Annotated in this window: 17 protein-coding genes; 12 read left to right on the forward strand and 5 right to left on the reverse strand. The window is 56.5% G+C overall.

Annotated features, from left to right (window positions below; all coding sequences use genetic code 11):
- Positions 1 to 96 precede the first annotated feature (96 nt).
- The 6 genes from AC2GXZ_RS28570 to AC2GXZ_RS28595 all read left to right on the forward strand — a co-directional run bounded on the left by AC2GXZ_RS28570 (position 97) and on the right by AC2GXZ_RS28595 (position 4,763).
- Positions 97 to 525, forward strand: coding sequence for a helix-turn-helix domain-containing protein (locus AC2GXZ_RS28570; RefSeq protein ID WP_483762645.1), 429 nt, complete (start codon positions 97 to 99; stop codon positions 523 to 525).
- A gap of 15 nt (positions 526 to 540) precedes the next feature.
- On the forward strand, positions 541 to 2,361 hold the full coding sequence (locus AC2GXZ_RS28575) for a peptide antibiotic resistance protein (protein ID WP_483762646.1): 1,821 nt from the start codon (positions 541 to 543) through the stop codon (positions 2,359 to 2,361).
- Positions 2,362 to 2,392: 31 nt separating this feature from the next.
- Positions 2,393 to 2,611 (forward strand): hypothetical protein, encoded by a 219-nt coding sequence (locus AC2GXZ_RS28580; protein WP_483762647.1) that lies wholly within the window; start codon positions 2,393 to 2,395, stop codon positions 2,609 to 2,611.
- A 9-nt stretch (positions 2,612 to 2,620) separates the two neighbouring features.
- The gene (locus tag AC2GXZ_RS28585; protein WP_483762648.1) at positions 2,621 to 3,772 is read left to right on the forward strand and encodes a YcaO-like family protein; all 1,152 of its coding nucleotides are present in this window, start codon (positions 2,621 to 2,623) and stop codon (positions 3,770 to 3,772) included.
- On the forward strand, positions 3,769 to 4,458 hold the full coding sequence (locus tag AC2GXZ_RS28590; protein ID WP_483762649.1) for a TfuA-like protein: 690 nt from the start codon (positions 3,769 to 3,771) through the stop codon (positions 4,456 to 4,458). The genes AC2GXZ_RS28585 and AC2GXZ_RS28590 overlap by 4 nt, the downstream gene beginning before the upstream one ends.
- Positions 4,459 to 4,547: 89 nt before the next feature.
- Entirely contained in the window at positions 4,548 to 4,763 is a 216-nt protein-coding gene (locus AC2GXZ_RS28595) for a hypothetical protein (RefSeq protein ID WP_483762650.1), read from the forward strand.
- Between the two features lie 48 nt (positions 4,764 to 4,811).
- Here AC2GXZ_RS28595 and AC2GXZ_RS28600 read toward each other — a convergent pair whose 3' ends face one another.
- Both AC2GXZ_RS28600 and AC2GXZ_RS28605 read right to left on the reverse strand, forming a co-directional pair.
- Complete coding sequence (locus AC2GXZ_RS28600; RefSeq protein ID WP_483762651.1) at positions 4,812 to 6,626, reverse strand: putative bifunctional diguanylate cyclase/phosphodiesterase; 1,815 nt, start codon at positions 6,624 to 6,626, stop codon at positions 4,812 to 4,814.
- 451 nt (positions 6,627 to 7,077) lie between these two features.
- Positions 7,078 to 7,698 carry a DUF1684 domain-containing protein gene (locus AC2GXZ_RS28605; RefSeq protein WP_483762652.1) on the reverse strand — a complete coding sequence of 207 codons (621 nt, stop codon included), beginning with the start codon at positions 7,696 to 7,698 and terminating at the stop codon, positions 7,078 to 7,080.
- A gap of 240 nt (positions 7,699 to 7,938) precedes the next feature.
- On the opposite strand from AC2GXZ_RS28605, the gene AC2GXZ_RS28610 reads away from it, so the two are divergent.
- The 5 genes from AC2GXZ_RS28610 to AC2GXZ_RS28630 all read left to right on the forward strand — a co-directional run bounded on the left by AC2GXZ_RS28610 (position 7,939) and on the right by AC2GXZ_RS28630 (position 13,740).
- The gene (locus AC2GXZ_RS28610) at positions 7,939 to 8,085 is read left to right on the forward strand and encodes a hypothetical protein (RefSeq protein WP_483762653.1); all 147 of its coding nucleotides are present in this window, start codon (positions 7,939 to 7,941) and stop codon (positions 8,083 to 8,085) included.
- Positions 8,086 to 8,197: 112 nt separating this feature from the next.
- Positions 8,198 to 8,470, forward strand: a complete 273-nt coding sequence (locus AC2GXZ_RS28615; RefSeq protein ID WP_483762654.1) for a BON domain-containing protein — start codon at positions 8,198 to 8,200, stop codon at positions 8,468 to 8,470.
- A gap of 949 nt (positions 8,471 to 9,419) precedes the next feature.
- Entirely contained in the window at positions 9,420 to 11,150 is a 1,731-nt protein-coding gene (poxB, locus tag AC2GXZ_RS28620; RefSeq protein WP_483762663.1) for a ubiquinone-dependent pyruvate dehydrogenase, read from the forward strand.
- A 538-nt stretch (positions 11,151 to 11,688) separates the two neighbouring features.
- Positions 11,689 to 11,940 (forward strand): YMGG-like glycine zipper-containing protein, encoded by a 252-nt coding sequence (locus AC2GXZ_RS28625; RefSeq protein ID WP_483762655.1) that lies wholly within the window; start codon positions 11,689 to 11,691, stop codon positions 11,938 to 11,940.
- 897 nt (positions 11,941 to 12,837) lie between these two features.
- Complete coding sequence (locus tag AC2GXZ_RS28630; RefSeq protein ID WP_483762656.1) at positions 12,838 to 13,740, forward strand: hypothetical protein; 903 nt, start codon at positions 12,838 to 12,840, stop codon at positions 13,738 to 13,740.
- 215 nt (positions 13,741 to 13,955) lie between these two features.
- Here the strand turns inward: AC2GXZ_RS28630 and paoC are convergent, their stop codons facing one another.
- The 3 genes from paoC to paoA are packed head-to-tail and all read right to left on the reverse strand — an operon-like array spanning position 13,956 to position 17,743.
- Positions 13,956 to 16,160, reverse strand: a complete 2,205-nt coding sequence (gene paoC, locus AC2GXZ_RS28635) for an aldehyde oxidoreductase molybdenum-binding subunit PaoC (RefSeq protein ID WP_483762657.1) — start codon at positions 16,158 to 16,160, stop codon at positions 13,956 to 13,958.
- Between the two features lie 3 nt (positions 16,161 to 16,163).
- Positions 16,164 to 17,111 carry an FAD binding domain-containing protein gene (locus tag AC2GXZ_RS28640; protein WP_483762658.1) on the reverse strand — a complete coding sequence of 316 codons (948 nt, stop codon included), beginning with the start codon at positions 17,109 to 17,111 and terminating at the stop codon, positions 16,164 to 16,166.
- Positions 17,108 to 17,743 carry an aldehyde dehydrogenase iron-sulfur subunit PaoA gene (gene paoA / locus AC2GXZ_RS28645; protein WP_483762659.1) on the reverse strand — a complete coding sequence of 212 codons (636 nt, stop codon included), beginning with the start codon at positions 17,741 to 17,743 and terminating at the stop codon, positions 17,108 to 17,110. Before paoA ends, AC2GXZ_RS28640 begins: the two co-directional genes overlap by 4 nt.
- Positions 17,744 to 17,951: 208 nt before the next feature.
- On the opposite strand from paoA, the gene AC2GXZ_RS28650 reads away from it, so the two are divergent.
- The coding region (locus tag AC2GXZ_RS28650; RefSeq protein WP_483762660.1) for an ABC transporter family protein at positions 17,952 to 18,957 on the forward strand (1,006 nt) is incomplete at its 3' end.

Consider the following 18,957-nt stretch of genomic DNA (forward strand, 5'->3'; position numbering starts at 1 on the left):
CGGCAGGACAAAATTTAAATGCCGACCCATTCAATAAGTAAGTTGCATTGGCTTTCCACTTCAACCATCTTTACCTGCAGCATCCAGGGGAAAACGATGGCTCGCAAATTGGGACCAGATCCTATCGACGTGCATGTCGGGGGAAAGATAAAGCTTCGCAGGCTTTTGCTGCGCATGTCACAAGAAAAACTTGCGGAAGGCCTCGGCATCACCTTTCAACAGGTCCAAAAATACGAAAAAGGGACCAATCGCGTCGGAGCAAGCCGTCTCCAGATGATAGCGTCCATCCTGCAAGTCCCGGTGGCCTACTTTTTCACCGATGCCGACGCTTTAAATGACGATATGCCGTCCGATCCGCGGCAAGAGGATGCTATCGTTACATTCCTCTCGAGCAAGCAGGGGCTCGAATTGAACCACGCATTTATTCGCCTGCCGGAGGGCCGGACCCGCCAGAGTATCGTTCATCTCGTCAAGTCACTGGCCGCCGCGGAACTCAGCTCGGTCGGCGAAGATCCAAAGAGTTGAAAACGGGCAAGTATCGTGTTGCAGTTGACGACTTTCGGCCCGCTGGCCCTGACGGAGCACGGAAAAGGTGATTTGCCGCTTCCGCGCAAGGCCCTGCTTTGCGCGGCCTATCTTGCAGCGAGCCGCAACCCTGATCCATCAAGGGAACATCTTGCTGCGCTCTTGTGGCCGGGTGATCCCGGAACAGCCCGGTTAAACCTTCGCAAGATGATCGAGCGCGTGCGGCAATGCGAGGCGCAGGGCTGGCGGAGCCCGTTCGAAATCTCTGCATCTGCTTTGCGTGTTTCCGGCGGCCTCGAGGCTGACTTTGATGCTTTCGTTACAGACCTGGATCCGATCGAAAAACTGCGCGCGACAAAACTGCTGATTGAGCGGCCGTTTTTGAATGTTGCAGGATCTTCCGGTGCCCTTTGGACCTGGATCGAGCGGCAGAAGCAGAACTATTGGTGGCAGTTTCGGGAAATCTTCGTCGAGGCGGCAGGCCATGCCACGGTGCGGTCCCATTGGATGGTTGTCCGCGAAGGAGGCAAGCTTCTCCTTGAGTACGACCCGGCGGACGAAGCGGTTGCGCAAATCTTGCTTGAGGCTCACCGGCAGGTAACCGGAAACGCCGACGCGGTGCGACCGCAGGCTCAACTACAACGTCAGATGCTTTCGCCAATTCCCCAACACGCTTCGCAGGTTGTCGCCCATAGCGAGCTTCCACGTATTGTCCTGCTTCCGCCGACGGTTGGAGGCAATGTCCATTCGGGTATAGCCACGGCGTTGATCGACGATATCACCATCGGGCTCTGTTCACTCCGTAATGCGGCCGTGGTTGCACCATATACAGCAGCGAGAATCAGAGAACATGTCGACAAGCTGGGACAGCTTGAGACCCATTCCATTTCCTACGTGGTGGATACGAAAATTTCGGAGGAAGGACTGTTCGCACAGATGGTCTTCCTGCCTGCAGATGCGGTATTGTGGGCGGAGCGTTTTCCTCTCACGGGAGGGTCGTTGGTTTCTCGCCGAAAGGAGGTTGCAGGTCTCATCGTGACGGCTATCTCCGATCATCTTGGCAGGAGTGTTGGTCAACTCAGCGAATACCGGACGCAACCCGAAGTCTATCAATCGTATCTCCTCAGCACACGACATCTCAGCAACTACACGCTGCCAGGCATGCGTCGGGCGCGGAGCGCGCTCAAGGATACGTTAAAGCTGCGCGGCGACTTCGCCCCCGCTTTGGCCGGGCTCTCGCGGACGTTTTCCTGGGAATGGGTGCTGACGGCCAGAGGTGACAGCAAGCTTCTCGTGCAAGCCGAAACCTTGGCCAGGCAAGCAGTTTCGGTTTCGCCCGACCTTGCCGCCGCCCACCGAGATCTTGGACTTTCCCTTCTTTACCGTGGCGACGTAGACGAAAGCCTTCAGTCTTTTCACGAGGCAGAGCGGTTGAGTCCGCATTTCGCCGATGCGCTCTGCGGTTATGCCGACGCCTTGGTCCACGCGTCCAAACCAGCTGAAGGCCTGGAGAAAATCATCAAGGCGATGTCCCTCAATCCGGACTCTCCGGATGATTATCGCTGGATTGCTGCGGGTGCGAGTTTTTTCCTGGGCAACTTTACTGATGCAATATCGCATATTGAAAGCATGGCCGACGGCTCGTCTGCGCGTAGATTGCTTGCCGCCAGTTACGCGATGGCAGGAGATATGGGAAGGGCGCGAATGCATCGCCGCAAGGCGCAAGAACTCAATCCTTTGTTCGAGGTTGAAAAATGGCTGTCGATCCTGCCGGTAAGGGAGAAATGGCAGAAAGATCTTTACCGGGAAGGCCTGCTGAAGGCCGGATTTCAGTAAATGTTCCACAAATCTGAAACGGAGTTATTTCATGTCGAAGATCATTGTAATCGGGCTTCCGGGTGAAGTCGGTCTGTATCTCGCCGATATCGAGGCGGGTACCATTGTTCCTCTCGACGCTCCCGCCAAGGGAGCGCTCGCATCCGCAAATGATATACGCAAGGCAGGGGGGACGGTTTTGAAAGGCGTTGATCTCGCGGTCGTTGTCAGGTCGACCGACGCCGCATTCTCGGGTGTCTTTGACGGCTGAGTTAGCTCTGTGGAAAGGGCCTATCCGCCCGATGAGACCTACCGCCGGATAGCCCCCTATCTGGCGGACTATGGCATAACACGCGTAAGCCGCCATACCGGTCTGGATTTCGTCGGCATCCCGGTATGGTGCGCCTATACCCCGAATGCGAAATCGATTGTTGTTGCGCACGGCAAAGGTCTCACCGATGCCGACGCAATGACGTCGGCGGCAATGGAAGCGCTGGAGCGAGCAGTCGCTTGCGATCCGCACGTAAAGAGGTTGCTTGCCACTCGAATGGAGCTCCACCATGCCGGGCGGGAATATGATCTTCTGCCTGAACTGCTGGCCCCGGGCCAGGACGTTGCAGCTCAGGGGGAGGAGATGGTCCTCGTTGAAGCCAAAGACCTTGTTTCGGGTCGTGCAGTGTTTGTCCCGTTCGACGCGGCGGTTTTGGACAGAACGGCGCCGGCTGGCCGGTACTGGAAGTCATCAGATGGCCTGGCATCGGGAAATACCGTGGACGAGGCGATCGTCCATGGACTGCTCGAGCGGATTGAACGCGATGCGACGGCTCTCTGGCGCCTTTGGCCTGCTTGGCGGCAACAAGCCTCGTTAAGACACGTCGAAACGTTCGAAAATTCAAATGTCACGAATCTCGCCAAGCAGGTTGAGCAGGCCGGGCTTCTGTTGCGGTTGTTTGAGATTACGAGCGATGTCGGCATACCCACGGTCGCTGCCTATGTTGGAGAACCGAGTGTTTCAGCAACGAGCACGTCGCGATATGTCGACGTCACTTTTGGATGCGGGACCGATCCAGACATGTCGAGCGCCGCGTTACGAGCGATCACAGAGGCTGCCCAATCCCGCCTGACCTACATCAGTGGAGCCCGAGACGACGTTTACCCGGAGACTTATGTGAAACCGCTTCCCGACGACATCAGGCGCCTCATGACCATCGAAAACACCACAAGCGCACCCCTTAGAGCTGGCCGAGCACAGGGCTCCATTGTCGAAGTATTGCGGCGACATGGCTTGACGCGGCTATACAGCGTTGAGCTTTCTGGGCCGGCGTTGCCATTTGCCGTCGTGAAAGTTTTCGCGCCGGAATTGGAGAACCCACCTGGTGACCGAAAATTCAAACTCGGGACCAGGGCGCTTTCCTTGGCACTATCTGCATGAAGGTCGTTTTTGTCGGACCCAGCTTGCCCGACGCGACCGAACTGGTGGCACCGGGGATAGAAGTGATGCCGCCCGCCACCCAAGGCGATATTCTCGAGGCAGTGCGAAAAGGTGCCGCTGCGATCGGGCTGGTCGATGGGGGCTTCGAATACACGGCACCAGTATGGCACAAGGAAATACTCTTCGCACTGTCGCAGGGCGTCAACGTGATTGGTGCCGCAAGTATGGGGGCATTGCGGGCTGCAGAGTGCCACGCCTTCGGAATGAAAGGGGTGGGACGCATTTACGAAGACTACGCGTCCGGGACCTTGGTTGACGATGCAGACGTTGCACTCCTACATGCGCCTTTTGAGCTTGGTTTTCGAGCCATCACTCTCCCGATGGTCAACATCCGTGCGACAACCAGTTGTCTGCGAGAGCAGGGGATCTTCTCTGCGCCGGAAGCGGCGGAGATTGACACAATTGCCAACGCACTGTTTTTCAAGCGCCGTACCTGGTCGGAACTCTACAGCCATTGCGCGAACCTGGGGGGAGAGGGCGCGGTTGAGCGTGCCAAGGTGTGTCGCGAGCACTATATCGATCAGAAGCGTCTCGATGCCATAAGCCTCGTGAAAGCCCTTGCCGGGATCACGCAAGGTGGTCTTCCACCCTGGACTTTCCACAGAACGTCACTTTGGCGAGGGTAGGGCGTTCTCTTCCATTCGTTGTGTCACGCTCAATTCACGCCGCAGTTCCGCCGGCTCAAGCTACTGTTCGACGAAATCGGAGAACTGCAGTGGTAAAAGACGAGACTGACAGAAAAGACGAGCTCGCGGCTCTCGCCAGACTGGTTATTTACGCGCGCGGCTGTGCCGGGATTATCAAGGCAACACAAGTTGAAGAGCGGCTAAATGCAACGCTCGAAGCGATCACGACCGAATTGGGCAGAACGCCCGATCCGGTTTTGGCTGAGGCGCTTGGAATCCCCAACAGTTCCGTAACGATTCAATAGCATCAGGCCGAAGGGTTTGGGATGCCTTGAGGCATTCACGCGCAGAGTTTACGTACCCAGTCGCGCTTGCTTGATTTTCGGCATTGCCTGGCCGCTACTTCTCAGAAGGGCTGCAGCGTGCTCACGATCGACTGCCCTTGAAAAAAGATAACCTTGTCCGAGGCTGCAACCGAGTTTGAGCAGACGTTCGGCTTGGGCCTCCTGCTCGATACCTTCGGCCACCACCCTTATTCCCATTCTCTGGGCAATCTGGATGATGCCCTCTACAATGGAACTGGCAGGTTCGAGGGGAGCCAAGCGCTCAACGAAGGACTTGTCGATTTTGATCACGTCGACCGGCATGGTCAAAAGATGAGTGAGTGAAGCATAGCCTGTTCCGAAATCGTCCAGTGCGACGCGCAGGCCCCGCGCCCGTAAGGCTTTTATCTGGGCGGCAATCTCACCACCGCGCTGCCCCAGATAAACGGATTCGGTGACCTCCAGGACGATGTGCTCAAGCGGAACACCCGCATCGGCGAATGTATTGCACAATCGATCACTTAGATTGCCGACATGAAGGTCGGCTGCCGAGATATTGACTCCGACATGCTGAAGCGGAAGCCCCTGATCAAGCCAGGTTCGGATATCTCCGGCCACCTGAACGAGCATCCGTTGTGTGAGATCGGACGCAACTTTCGCGTCCTTTGTCGCCTCATGAAACGTGGCGGCCGCAGCAAACTGACCATTTGCGAGTTGCATACGGCATAATGCTTCAAAACCGACGATCTCTCGCGTATCGAGGCGCAAGATGGGCTGATAGAATGCATGCATGCGGCCCTGACGCAAAGCCGTCTCCGCATCTCTGATCGCGCGAAACCGACGGGTGATGGCGGTACCCAGGCCCACAGAAAACTCGACATAATGCCCTCTGCGCTCCTCCTTGGCGTGGTATAGGGCTATGTCTGCATTCTTGAGTACGACATCCGGTGATGTCGCCTGATCCTTTCTCGATCCACCAACCGTAGCGGCAGGGGACACCACATGGCCCGCACAGTCGGTTGGCGGTAACAGAGTGGCCAGGACGGCCCTTGCGCACCCAGCAAGGTCGATAGGTTGTCCGTCACCTGATACGATGATCGCGAACTCGTCGCCGCCCAGCCTGAATGTCTTACCCGCCCCAGCAGCCGACGATATTCTGCTTGCCACCACGCGGATCAGATCGTCACCAGCCGTGTGTCCAAACGTGTCGTTGACGAGCTTAAGATTGTCGAGATCGAGGAGGAGGATGCCCCAGGGATCGGAAGTGGCAGCCAGCTGAGACAGTCGTTGGTGAAAGCTTAACCGATTGGGCAAGCCGGTCAGCCAATCGGTATACCCCAGTCGCTCACGCTCCAACACTCGGCGATGCCGCTCTATTGCAATCGCGCAGAGATGAACACAGGCGTCGACAATCTGTTGCTCGCGGGCGGTCGGCCCGCGCTTGTCCCTGTAATAAAAAGCGAATGTGCCGACAACTTTGCTGCCGCTCAGGATCGGCGTTGACCAACATGCCTCGAGGCCGAGAGGGTGCGCCAAGTGACGAAAGAGCTTCCAACGCCGATCAATTGCAATGTCGGTGACGATGACCGGTCTGCCGAAATGGGCCGCCGTACCGCAGGAACCGACTTCGGGTCCAATCTCCAAGCCATTGATCGCGTCGGAGAAATGGCTGGGCAGAGAAGGTCCCGCAAGAGTTTGCAATCTCCCGTCCTCAATTGTTAGGACAGAGCATATCGACGCGGGCGATATAATCTCCACGGCCCGGCAGAGTTTATCAATCGTGGTCTGGAGGGGTTCGCCCCGCGCAATCATTTCGAGAATTGTGTTCTGGAGTTCCAGTGTCATCAGCGCACCTCTTGCGAGGCTCTGGTCTATCCCGTCCGGATTGCTACCGTGTTTCACACATGATTAAAGTCTAATGTATTGCTGTTATTTTCGCGCAAGTAGCTCTTTGGTTCTCGGTATGACTGCCAGAATGCCGGTGAACTCTTGGTGTCCCATATAGCAGCGTTTCCATGGTCACCACCAAGTACAGCCACCGGTCAGCACGGCAAGGTCGGAGCGACGCTGTCAAGAAGAGCGGTTTAAGATGTGGGCCTTCTTATCTGGCCAATCAACCGGTCCCGAGAACTTTGAAGGGCTGTACGACAGACCAAGATTGATGACCATTTGAAACCGAGAGGCACGTCCTTGAAGGTAGGCAATCCAGAGGCCCCTAGCCCCACCGCGCTTTTTACATCGCGCGTTTCGAAGGCGGGGCGGGCAACGCGATGTCGCGGGCCTGATAAGCTAGGAATCACCTCGACTCTGAATGCCGCTCTCCAGCTTTGACAGCGCCTTTCAATCGGTTGCCTGGCGGCGCTAGTGGGCAGACATAGCGCGAAGAATAGGCGCATGACGGGAAGTAGGAAAAGTTGAAGTCGAGCACCAATGTGCCGTCGGGGCGTGCCGCACCAAAATCCGCGCCTTTGATTGTGTCGAGAAGATATCGTCCGCCGCCATATGTCTCAGTACCTGATGTCGCATCTACAAAAGGCAAGAACACACCACCGCCGTATCCCTCGATCCAGTAAAGGGTCAATTCGCCACCCAAGCTTTGCTCCAGACCGTTCGTGCGAGCGAACGAATGCATGGACAGATTTCCATCCGTTCCAGTTGCGACGGTCATTCGCTTGGGTTGTACCGGGTCGAGCGCTACTGTCAGGCGCATGGATGGATCATAGGGAAACGTCGAGGGGCCCTTGAACTCTTGGCGGTCTGCCTTTTCAATGGGTGACTGAGGATGATCGCGGAACATCGCTGAGCGCGTATCGCTCCAGAGACGCCAAGCAGCGGATACATCTGAGCTAGACCGTATCGCGGTGTAGAGATTTGCGATTTTCTCGCGCCAGTCCCACAGCTGTAGGGCCTCGTCCATCACATTCTCCCGCATAAAAATTGCCGTCTTAGAAAGAGCGTTGCCCTGACGCCGCGCTGAGAGAGCTACGACCTATTCAACGTTATCAGGTTCGAACTTAGGTAGGCCAAAGGCGAACCGCAACTCCTGTGGTGCAGCAGTGGTCCCGAACGGTGGCTGCGTGTGAGTGTGTGGCGGCATAATATGTATTATGGAACATCTAGATGCCATGCGTATTTCTTGATCCGCACGAGACTTCGGATGCTGGTTGGTGGCCAAGTCATCCTCATCGTTACATCGCCACATGTCCCGTTCGAGGATGTCGGCCAGGTTCCCTATTATCCCGTTATGGGTGGAGCGTCTTCCGATCTTGCCGGCTATCTCCCTTCGACCCGTCATGAGGTGTAGATGAATGATGCCGTTTTGATTGATGGCCAACACCAAATAAGTTCACCACCGCGGGAACATAAACGTTTCACAACGTGTTATTCATCTGACATTCATGTTGAAAGAAACGCCAATGTTTTTGAGCACTCTTCAGCCTTCCACCACTTTCGATTTCGCCCGTGAACACGGCATATCGATGGAGAAAACTGCCATCGAAACGGAACTGAATTACCTCTCCAATTTCGATGGAAGAGACCTATCCGTCGATGTTATGGGTGACTACATTGTGCTTGAGGGCGCCGTCCGCTCGACTAGTGATCAGGCCCGCGCCATTCGGGTGGCTCGCGAAATAGTGGGCTATGACCGCGTTCTGTCCCGCGTCATTGTCTGTGCGCCCTCCGTCTAGATGGTGTCGCACCGGCGGAAACAAACCCCGCTCAAAGGCGGGGTTTTCTGGTTTCCGCCGCTAGCTCGATGAGCAGCTGATACGGCAACACATCCGAAGCGATATGGAGTGGAAGCAGCCGGACCCCTCCGCTGCCGCTTCCACAATCAAAGACGTGATTTGTCGTCCATCTTTGACGGCGTGTCATATCGGGGCGTTCAGGATTGTTACAAGTATCAGCTTTGCATGATGAAAGATCGTTGTCCCAAAAACTGTTGTCGCTGTTTACGTCCTACAGCAACAACTACCCCGGATTGGCTATGAATTCTCACGCCAACTCAACGCGATATATTGACCAGCTTTATAAAGTTTGAGCGAAAATTAAACATTAAACAAACGCCAACATAGCATTAAACTCCCATATACTCTGCATTTTCAATTCATAAACTTTCGTCCCCACCACAGTACAATTGTTTATGCGCAAATAATATTTTAATTTATCTTTTACGAAGGCAAGCAGGTTTTTGTACGATACGGTACCAACTGAATAACTTCCACTCTTGACCACTCAGTCGAAGCCTCGTCTGCCCGTCGCGCCTGGAGACCTGATCGGAACATGTGTGGCCGGCTCCGGCTATACAAACGTTTTGTCGTCGGTTCTTAGAGTGTGCCGGTCGGGACTGCCATATGCCCCACCATTGGATAGGCCTCAAAAATGCGGCCGCTGGCCACTATGCTTTCCGCAGATCCGGTACCGGCAACACCCCGCGCTTGGCGCATGATGGGCTGGCTCTCCTGCGCCGATCGTCTAAGCGGAAGATAGCAAATCCGTTGTCACCGGACATTGGGACAAAACGTTTGAATTCGTTCGCTGCAGCAGATTGGCCGATTGACCGAGGGTTGGAATGCGAATCTTAGAGACTAGTTGTTCAAGGGAAACGTCCCCAACAGCCACGTTCGAAGGAGCAACCTGATGAAATCCAAGGTCGCCGACGTAATGACCGAGATCCTGCATTCAGCGGGCGTCAACAGAATTTATGGCGTCGTCGGCGACAGCCTGAATGGATTAACTGAATCCTTGCGCAAACGTGGCGATATCGAGTGGGTTCATACACGCCATGAGGAAACAGCAGCCTTCGCCGCAGGTGCCGAGGCTCACCTTACCGGCGAGCTTGCCGTTTGCGCGGGAAGCTGCGGCCCCGGAAACCTGCACCTCATCAACGGTCTCTTCGACTGCCATCGGTCCGGTGTGCCGGTTTTGGCAATCGCGGCACAGATACCATCAGCCGAGATCGGCAGAGGCTATTTCCAGGAAACACATCCCGACCAGCTCTTCAGGGAATGTAGCCACTATTGTGAGCTTGTCAGTCAGCCGGAGCAACTGCCTGGCGTTTTGGAGGCAGCCATCCGGGCCGCCGTGGGCAAGCGAGGTGTCGCAGTCGTCGTCGTTCCGGGCGATATAGCGCTTGCCGAACTCTCGGTGAAAATCTCTACGCCCGCTGCGCTCAAGCTTGCGGCGCCAGACGTCGTGCCAGCGGATGATCAAATCAACCGGTTGCTGGATTTAATGGGCGAGACGTCGAAGATCACACTCCTGTGTGGCCGGGGCTGCCAGGGCGCGCATGACGAGGTCGTTGAGCTTGCATCGCGACTGAAGGCTCCGATCGTTCATGCTCTTGGTGGCAAAGAGCATATCGAGTGGGACAATCCGTATGACGTGGGGATGACGGGCCTTATTGGTTTCTCCTCCGGCTACAAGGCCATGCTCGAATGCGACATGCTGATCATGCTCGGCACGGATTTTCCATATCGTCAGTTTTACCCGACCGACGCGAAGATCGTTCAGATCGACGTTCGACCTGAGAACCTCGGCAGAAGGACGGCGCTGGACCTGGCAATCGTCGGCGATGTCAGGTCCACGCTGCGGGCAACGCTGCCCAAGCTGGAAGCGCGATCCGACGCCAAGCATCTTGAACGTAGCCAGGCGGCCTATCAGAAAGCACGTGAGGGACTGGATGACCTCGCGACAGGCAAGGCCGGTGGGACAATCCATCCCCAACATGTTGCGAGGCTACTCAGCGAGCAGGCTTCGGAAGATGCAGTCTTCACCTTCGACGTTGGCACTCCCACGGTCTGGGCCGCCCGTTATCTTAAGATGAACGGGAAACGGCGCTTGATCGGCTCGCTTGTCCATGGCTCGATGGCGAACGCCTTGCCACAAGCAATCGGAGCACAGGCTGCCGAGAGGGATCGCCAAGTTATCTGCATGTCCGGAGACGGGGGTTTTACAATGCTCATGGGAGATTTTCTGACCCTGAAACAGGAAAATCTCCCGGTGAAAGTAGTTGTGTTCAACAATTCTTCTCTCGGCTTCGTTGCCATGGAGATGAAAGCGGCCGGCTACATCGAAACGGGGACGGATCTTGAGAATCCCGATTTCGCAGCTGTCGCTCGCGCTGCGGGTATTCATGCCGTGCGCGTCGAGGATCCCGCCGAGCTTGAACGCGGCATCGAAGCGATTTTGCGCCATTCGGGACCAGCGCTCCTCGACGTTGTGACGAACCCACAGGAGCTTTCAATCCCTCCGAAGATTAAAGCAGCGCAGGTTATGGGCATGAGCCTGTGGGCCGCCAAAGCGGTGATGAATGGACGCGGAGACGAGTTGATCGATGTCGCAAGGTCGAACTTTTTCTCTCGTTGAGCATAGTGTTTCACCAGCTCCCGTCTCGGTATGCCCAGATAACGGACGACAGGAGCCTATGTCGGCCGATGACCAGGTGGCACGAACCATAAAATCAGCCACCCGTGAAACCTTATCGGAACGTAAATCATCACCCGGCGTTTGGATGTCATCCTCCGTCAACGGTTCTGATGTGCGCCGATGTTTCGAAATCAACTGACGACAGAAAACCTCCGCCTCACGGCTCACGCTCTTGCGAGTGATTATGCTCCGTCCATATCATTGCTTTTGGCGGTCCTGGCGATGGGCGCTTGGTTTCTCGGAATACCAATCCATACCTCGGCAACGGGAGCTGACGTAAGCTCATTGCTCGATCTGCTTTGAGTTCTTTACGGGGATGGACGACTGCCCGGTCGAAGTCGTTGTTGATCAAAAGACTTCGATACGTGGCGTGCTTTCCTGGCATCACCATCAGATCGCTTGAACTGCATCAAAAACGATTGTTGAGGAACGGATTTAATTTCGGTGCGTTTCTCATTCGTATTTGAAAGAGACTCTGATGCGAAAGCTCATCATCCCACTGCTCGCAACCCTTGCGTTGACTGCGTGTTCGTCGACTGAACGTGGTGCCGGCATAGGCGCAGCCAGTGGTGCCGTGATTGGCGGCGTGGCCACCGGCAATGTACGAGGGGCGGCGGTGGGTGCCGCGATAGGTGGTGTCTCCGGTGCATTAATCGGAAATGTGGCCGGCCAGCCAGGTCGTTGTTACTATCGTGACCGAAATGGCAACCGGTATGTTGATCGCTGCTGACCCTAGGAGAGAGTACAGGCCAGCCCGCCGTTGCGAGAGTAACCATCTCAACGTTATGCGCTGATTGGGAAGCTTGCGGTGGCGGCACCTTCTCTTCTTCTTAGGGGCATTTTGGAGAAGGCAACGGTGGTGCTTTCCATCTTGGCCGATTACCTGTCGTGCGTGGGCGCAATTGCGATGAGACGGTGTCCATTGCCATCAACGTCAGGCTCGGGTCCAAGCGTTGCGAGCAATTCGTTCTCAACAACAATGATGTTCGAGTTAATTCGGGTCAGTCCCCAAACCGGCAGGGAGCCGCATCGCCCTGTCGCGCATGCGCTGTGAGCGGACGGGTCTACCTTGATCGGTCAGAACTGCGAGCACGGATAATGCTGACCTTATCATCTGCTCAGTTGAGACGGTTAACATCGTTCGTCGAGGAAGCGCCCCCATAAGCTTAGAGGGCGTTTCGACAAAGAGATGGCGATCAAGGGATTGCATGTACCGCGATTGTAGCGGTGGACCGACGTCATCATGCTCCCTCTTATACATTGGATGCCGGAACCGCCGTCGAGGAGATGAGCACCGGTATGGGGCATTCGCAATCGCGCCGCCAGCGGCCTGTTCACCTCCCGAATGCCCAATCATAGGTCTCTCGCTGAAGACTGCACACATTGAACTACGCAAAGAGGCGAGACCAAAAGCTCCGGGCAGGGTTTTCGTCAGCCCGTAAGTGGCCTCGAAACCGTAAAAATTGAGTTCCGTGGGAACCCGGATAATTCAACAACGTTCAGGCGATGCCAACAACAACAATTCTATCGGAGGTTTTCCATGGGTCGCGGTATTCTTCTATGGCTCCTCGGCGTGCCTTTGCCGATCGTTATCCTCCTTGTCCTCTTCATGCGCTAGGAGAGTGACATGCCTCTCTATCAATCTGGTATATCCGATGTCGGCGTCGAATCCTCAGTGCCGGCTTTGAGCTGGGGGCCGGTCGTCGGTGGAGCTGTCGCTTCGTCGGCCGCCGCTCTCATTCTGCTTCTCCTTGGGGCCGGCGTCGGCCTTACGATGGTGTCTCCATGGGCTGGACAAAGTGCCTCTTTCACCACGGTGAGTATCTCCGCGGCGATCTGGTTTGTCGTCGTTCAGTGGCTGGCCTCAGCTTTGGGCGGCTATCTTACAGGGCGCCTTCGCACCAAATGGGCGGGGGTCCACACCGATGAGGTCTTTTTCCGCGATACCGCGCATGGATTTTTGAGTTGGGCCTTGGCGACCGTCATTGTCGCGGGCTTGGCCGGCTCCGCCTTCACGAGCCTTGTTGGGGGCGGAATTCAATCATTGACGTCTGCAGCCTCGACCGCCACGTTGGCGAACGCGAATTCTGTCGGCGAAAACGACAACGCAGGCTCGGATACGGCAACAGGCTATTTTACGGATACCCTGCTTCGCCGACAGGACTTGCGCAATCGTGCTCAGCCTGACGATGCGGCTGCAGCTGCCGAAGTTTCACGTATCTTGATCAGGTCGGCTGCGGCCGGTCAAATGCCGGACGAGGACAAGTCCTATCTCACCACACTGATTGCATCTCGCAGCGGACTTACGCCTGAGGAGGCTGCAGCCCGCGTTGATGTAGTCCTGCAACGGATCGAACAGGCCAAGGTGGAAGCGCAGCAAGCCGCCGACACGGCTCGAAAATCAGCGTCGACGACGGCGATGCTCGGCGCGCTTTCTCTTCTCGTCGGCGCCTTCATCGCTTGCGCGGCTGCAGCATTGGGGGGCAGACAGAGAGATGACGATGAGGCGGCATTCGTGGCGAAAACCTGACCTGTTTGCGCCTGTTGCTGATGGCTAGCATGCCCGACATGCTCGGCATCAGCGATTCAGTTTTTTCTCCAAACGCCCGGGTCACTCCTGCGCGTCGATATGTCCAGACAGGTCAGTCTCTTTCGTCAATCAGATTATGTCTGTCGTCTTGCCGACGGAAGTTGATCCGCGTTCGAAATGCGATGGCGGCCAATATCTGGCCGCCATCCTCGATCTCACGCCAGTTCGGGCAAACCACCAATAACCTTGTCCAGCGTGACTGGATAATGCCGCACCCTTACGCCCGTTGCATTGTAGATCGCATTGGCAATTGCCGCAGAGACACCGCATAGTCCCAGTTCGCCAATTCCCTTCGCTTTCATCGGGGACGACATCGGATCGGTTTCATCCATGAAGATCACTTCTTGGTGGGGTATATCGGCATGAACAGGAACCTCGTATCCCGCCAGATCGTGGTTGACGAAGAAACCACGTCGCTTATCCACGGACAGTTCCTCGCTGAGTGCCAAACCGACACCCATCGTCATGGCACCAATAACCTGGCTGCGGGCGGTGATCGGGTTGATGATACGACCGGCGGCACAGACGGCGAGCATGCGACGGATCCGGGTTTCGCCTGTCGCGACATCAACACCAACCTCGACGAAATGGCCTGCAAACGTGGATTGCTGGTGGGTGTCTGTGAGATCGCCCCATTCCATCGTGTCCTCGCCGACCAGTCCTTCGGAGCCTGCCGCCTCGGCGAGCGGCACCGATCGGTTGCCCGACCGCACATGGCCGTCTTCGAAGACCACATCGTTGGAGTTGAAACCAAGTTTCTTCGCCACGGCGTCGCGCAGCTTGATGCATGCCGCAAAGACACCCGATGTCGCCGAGTTCGCGCCGAACTGGCCGCCCGATCCCGCAGAGACGGGAAAACGCGAGTCGCCGAGATGGACACCGACCTTGTCGACGGTCAAGCCCATCATCTCGGCCGCGGTCTGGGCAATGATCGTATAGCTGCCTGTACCGATATCCGTCATGTCGGTCTCGACCGTCACGATACCATCGCTGCCGAGGCGAACGCGGGCGCCTGACGGCATGACGAGATTGTTGCGAAAGCCCACGGCAACACCAAGACCGATGAGCCAGCTGCCCTCCCGCCGAGCACCCGGCTCTCTGCGGTTACTCCAGGCAAATCGCTCTGCCCCGAGTGTCAGGCAGCCGACGAGGTTGCGTTGCGAGAACGGGCGCTTGGGGTTTTCCGGATCGACCTGTGTATCGTTTTTGATGCGGAACTCGATCGGGTCCATGCCGAGCTTATCGGCCATTTCATCGACCGCGATCTCCAGAGCCATCAGTCCCGGCGCCTCGCCTGGCGCCCGCATGGCATTGCCTTCCGGCAGATTGAGCTCAGCCAGCCGCATTGCCGTCATCCGGTTTTCCCCAGCGTAGAGCAGTCTTGTCTGCATTGCTGCCGTCTCAAGCCCACCGCCCGGCAAGTCTCCTGACCAGCTTTCGTGACCGATCGCTGTGATTTCCCCTCCCCGTTCCGCACCAATGCGTATCCGTTGAATGGTTGCCGGTCGATGGGTTGTATTGTTGGCGATAAAAGGGCGGGGCAACGCAACCTTGACCGGTCGACCCGCCGCCTTTGCGCCGAACGCTGCCAGGACTGCGTCAGATCGAAGGAAAAGTTTGCCGCCAAAACCGCCACCGATGAAGGGCGACATCAGATGCACCTTTTCCTTATCGATACCAAGGGTTGTTGCGAGGTCGGAACGCCACCAGTCGATCATCTGGCTCGACGTCCATACCGTCAACTCGTCGCCGTCCCACGCCGCGATCGATGCATGAGGTTCCATCATCGCGTGGGACTGGTCAGGTGTCGTGTAGATTTCGTCGAGAGTGATTTCCGCAGACTGGAACGCGCCTTCGAAATCTCCGACGGCCGTATCCGGAGGCGCGCCCCCTGCATCCTTCGGCTTGAACGCGCTGTCTCGAGTGGCCGCGAGATCGAAAACGCCGTTTTCCACCTCGTATTCCACCTTCACAAGACCAGCTGCTGCGCGTGCCTGCTCAAAACTCTCGGCAACGACGACAGCGATAGCTTGGTGATAGTGCTCAATGCGATCGCCGCCGAAGAGTTTTGCCGTATTTAGCTTGCCTTTGCCCAGGTCGCCGACGGACAGCGTGGTAACGACAGCCAAAACGCCCGGCGCCTTCTGCGCCGCGGCGACATCCATGGATCTGATCCGACCTTTCGCAATGGCGGAGCCGAGCGGATAGCCATAGGCATAACGCATGTTCGGATCGTGCCATTCATAGGCATACATGGCCCGGCCGGTCGTTTTCAGCTCTCCATCAATACGGTGGATCGGCTGACCCACGACATTCAAATTATCGATGGGGTTGGATTTGGCGGGTGTCTCGAATTTCATGGCTCAACCCCTTGCTTCAGAAAGGACCGCACCGAGCGTGCGCTCGACGAGATCGATCTTGAACCTGTTGTGCTCTGTTGGACGAGCATCGGCGAGAAGCGCAGCACTTGCAGCTTTCGCGCCCTTGGAAAGCTCGCTGTCTGCGTTCTCCAAACGCCACGGCTTGGGAGCCACCCCTCCGACAGCGATGCGTCCGGTGCCATCCGGGTGGATCACCGCACCGACCGAAACGAGCGCAAACGCATAGGATGCGCGATCACGGACCTTCCGGTAGACATGTCTGCCACCGATAGGAGCCGGCAAGGTCACCGCCGTGATGAACTCGCCTGGTTCCAATATGGTATCGATATGTGGTGTATCACCCGGAAGACGATGAAAGTCCTCCATCGCGATCGATCGCGCTTCGCCGTCAGCCTTTATTGTCTCGACAACGGCGTCGAGCGCCCGCAGAGCGATCGCCATGTCGCTTGGATGCGTTGCAATGCACGCATCGCTGACGCCGACCAATCCAAGCTGGCGGCTCACGCCTTCAACAGCGGAGCAGCCGCTTCCAGGCTGACGTTTGTTACAGGCCTGGTTGGTGTCGTAGAAATACGGACAGCGTGTGCGTTGAAGAAGATTTCCCGCCGTCGTCGCTTTGTTGCGGATCTGACCCGACGCGCCGGCGACAATGGCTCGTGACAAAAGCCCATAATCGCGCCTCACCGTTTCATGAGCAGCAAGATCGGTGTTCCGTACCATCGCACCGATCCGCAGTCCGCCGTCGGGCGTGGTCTCGACCCTATCCAGTCCCAACCCATTGACGTCGATCAGATGCGTCGGCGTCTCGATCTCCAACTTCATCAAGTCGAGAAGATTAGTGCCACCAGCGATAAATTTGACATTCGCGCTGGCCGCCGACCTTGCCGCAGCGTTTATCGATGTCGCCCGTTCATACGTAAACGCCCTCATGCTCGTGTCCCCGCAACGTCGGCAATAGCTTCGACAATGTTGGAATAGGCGCCGCAACGACAGATATTGCCGCTCATGCGTTCACGGATTTCCGCATTTGAAATTGTCGTCTGCTCGGTGAGGCTTCGGGTGACGTGGCTTGGGATATTCGCTTTGATCTCCTCAAGCACCGCCACCGAGGAACAGATTTGCCCGGGGGTACAGTACCCACATTGAAATCCATCATGCCTTGCGAACGCCGCCTGCATCGGATGGAGATTGCCGGGTTGGCCAAGCCCTTCGATGGTTGTGATCTCGTCACCGTCATGCATGACCGCCAGCGTCAGACAGGAATTGATACGGCGACCGTCAATCATCACAGTGCAGGCACCGCACTGGCCGTGATCACAGCCCTTCTTGGTTCCCGTGAGGTGAAGATGTTCGCGGAGTGCATCGAGAAGGCTTGTACGGGTATCGATTTCCAGGTCATGCACCTGCTGATTGACCTTGAGTGATACTGTGGACGTATGTGTCATCGGGGTCCCTGCGTCTTGTGCTGCGGCGACACCAGGTGCCGCTCCTGTCACCGCAACTGTCGCAGCTGACGAGATAAGCAAGTCCCGCCTGGAAATTTCGAATTGGTCGGATTGCATCTTCAACTCCGTTTTGCCTGAGTTTAGAAGGGTTGGGCGACATGAATGACGCCGACTATCGGAAGGACCGAGTTAGAGCTTTGTCCCTGGGTGATTAGTGCGGCCTGACCGATAAACGTTATCGTTTGAGGTCATTAATCCAGGCACGCACCGATCGTGTAAGGTTGTCACCTCAGATGCCGCCGGCCATGGGGTCGATCGACCACGCATGGCAATAAATCTGGGCGGCGACCTCAAGCAGTTGGTCGATAACCGTAGGACTTACCTTGTCCATTGGGCCGTTGCACAACGCCGAACAACTGTCGGGCGCACTGAGCATCACAACTGGGTGGGCACCCCGTTGAAACGCCATCACAACCGCGTGAAACCTTTTATCTCAACAGCCGTTATGGGGCCCATGAGCGATGGGAAAATCAATACGGTCACTGACAAACGTGCGACATCACAGGACGCTGCAGCGCCCCCACAGACAAATGAGCGGCATGGGAGCGCTGAGCCAGTCCCTGAAGCCATCGAACCCGATCGGGAAATGACACCCGACGAAGCCGAACGTGCACGTAAATCATATCTTTTGAAGCGCTTTTGGATCAGTGCGCGCGGTTATTGGAGCGCCCGCGGTGACAGGTTTGCTTGGCCAGTCTCAATCGGTCTTCTGGCACTGATCGGTCTCAACGTCGGTTTCCAATATGGGATCAACGTTTGGAACCGTGAAATCTTCGACGCGATCGAACAGCGCAATGCGTCGTCAGTCTATTATCTAGGAGCACTATTCCCGCCTCTGGTTTTGGGCAGTGTAACTCTGGTGACCATTCAGGTTTTCGTCAGAATGCTGATTCAGCGACGTTGGCGCTCGTGGTTAACAAAGGCGTTGATCGCACGTTGGCTTGACAATGGCAGGTACTACCAGCTCAACCTGATCGACGGGGACCATCAAAACCCTGAGGCACGGATTTCCGAAGACATGCGGATCGCAACCGAGTCACCGGTAGATTTTGTATCTGGTGTTATCTCAGCCTTTTTATCTGCGTCGACCTTTATCGTCGTGCTCTGGACGATTGGCGGGGCCCTAACGCTGCCCGTCGGCGGCTCCTACATCACGATTCCTGGCTTTCTGGTTGTCGCGGCGGTTATCTACGCATTCGTGACATCCGGATCGATCGCCTACATTGCGCGCAACTTCGTGCAGATCTCCGAGGTCAAAAACCAGGTGGAGG

This window comes from Aliirhizobium sp. YIM B11859, from assembly GCF_057163345.1.

What these genes read in the sequence shown, in the direction of transcription:
- AC2GXZ_RS28570 (WP_483762645.1), top strand. Translation starts at nt 97, where the DNA reads ATGGCTCGCAAATTGGGACCAGATCCTATCGACGTGCATGTCGGGGGA.
- AC2GXZ_RS28580 (WP_483762647.1), top strand. Translation starts at nt 2,393, where the DNA reads ATGTCGAAGATCATTGTAATCGGGCTTCCGGGTGAAGTCGGTCTGTAT.
- AC2GXZ_RS28590 (WP_483762649.1), top strand. Translation starts at nt 3,769, where the DNA reads ATGAAGGTCGTTTTTGTCGGACCCAGCTTGCCCGACGCGACCGAACTG.
- AC2GXZ_RS28600 (WP_483762651.1), bottom strand. Translation starts at nt 6,626, where the DNA reads ATGACACTGGAACTCCAGAACACAATTCTCGAAATGATTGCGCGGGGC.
- AC2GXZ_RS28605 (WP_483762652.1), bottom strand. Translation starts at nt 7,698, where the DNA reads ATGGACGAGGCCCTACAGCTGTGGGACTGGCGCGAGAAAATCGCAAAT.
- AC2GXZ_RS28610 (WP_483762653.1), top strand. Translation starts at nt 7,939, where the DNA reads ATGCTGGTTGGTGGCCAAGTCATCCTCATCGTTACATCGCCACATGTC.
- AC2GXZ_RS28615 (WP_483762654.1), top strand. Translation starts at nt 8,198, where the DNA reads ATGTTTTTGAGCACTCTTCAGCCTTCCACCACTTTCGATTTCGCCCGT.
- AC2GXZ_RS28625 (WP_483762655.1), top strand. Translation starts at nt 11,689, where the DNA reads ATGCGAAAGCTCATCATCCCACTGCTCGCAACCCTTGCGTTGACTGCG.
- AC2GXZ_RS28630 (WP_483762656.1), top strand. Translation starts at nt 12,838, where the DNA reads ATGCCTCTCTATCAATCTGGTATATCCGATGTCGGCGTCGAATCCTCA.
- paoC (WP_483762657.1), bottom strand. Translation starts at nt 16,160, where the DNA reads ATGAAATTCGAGACACCCGCCAAATCCAACCCCATCGATAATTTGAAT.
- AC2GXZ_RS28640 (WP_483762658.1), bottom strand. Translation starts at nt 17,111, where the DNA reads ATGAGGGCGTTTACGTATGAACGGGCGACATCGATAAACGCTGCGGCA.
- paoA (WP_483762659.1), bottom strand. Translation starts at nt 17,743, where the DNA reads ATGCAATCCGACCAATTCGAAATTTCCAGGCGGGACTTGCTTATCTCG.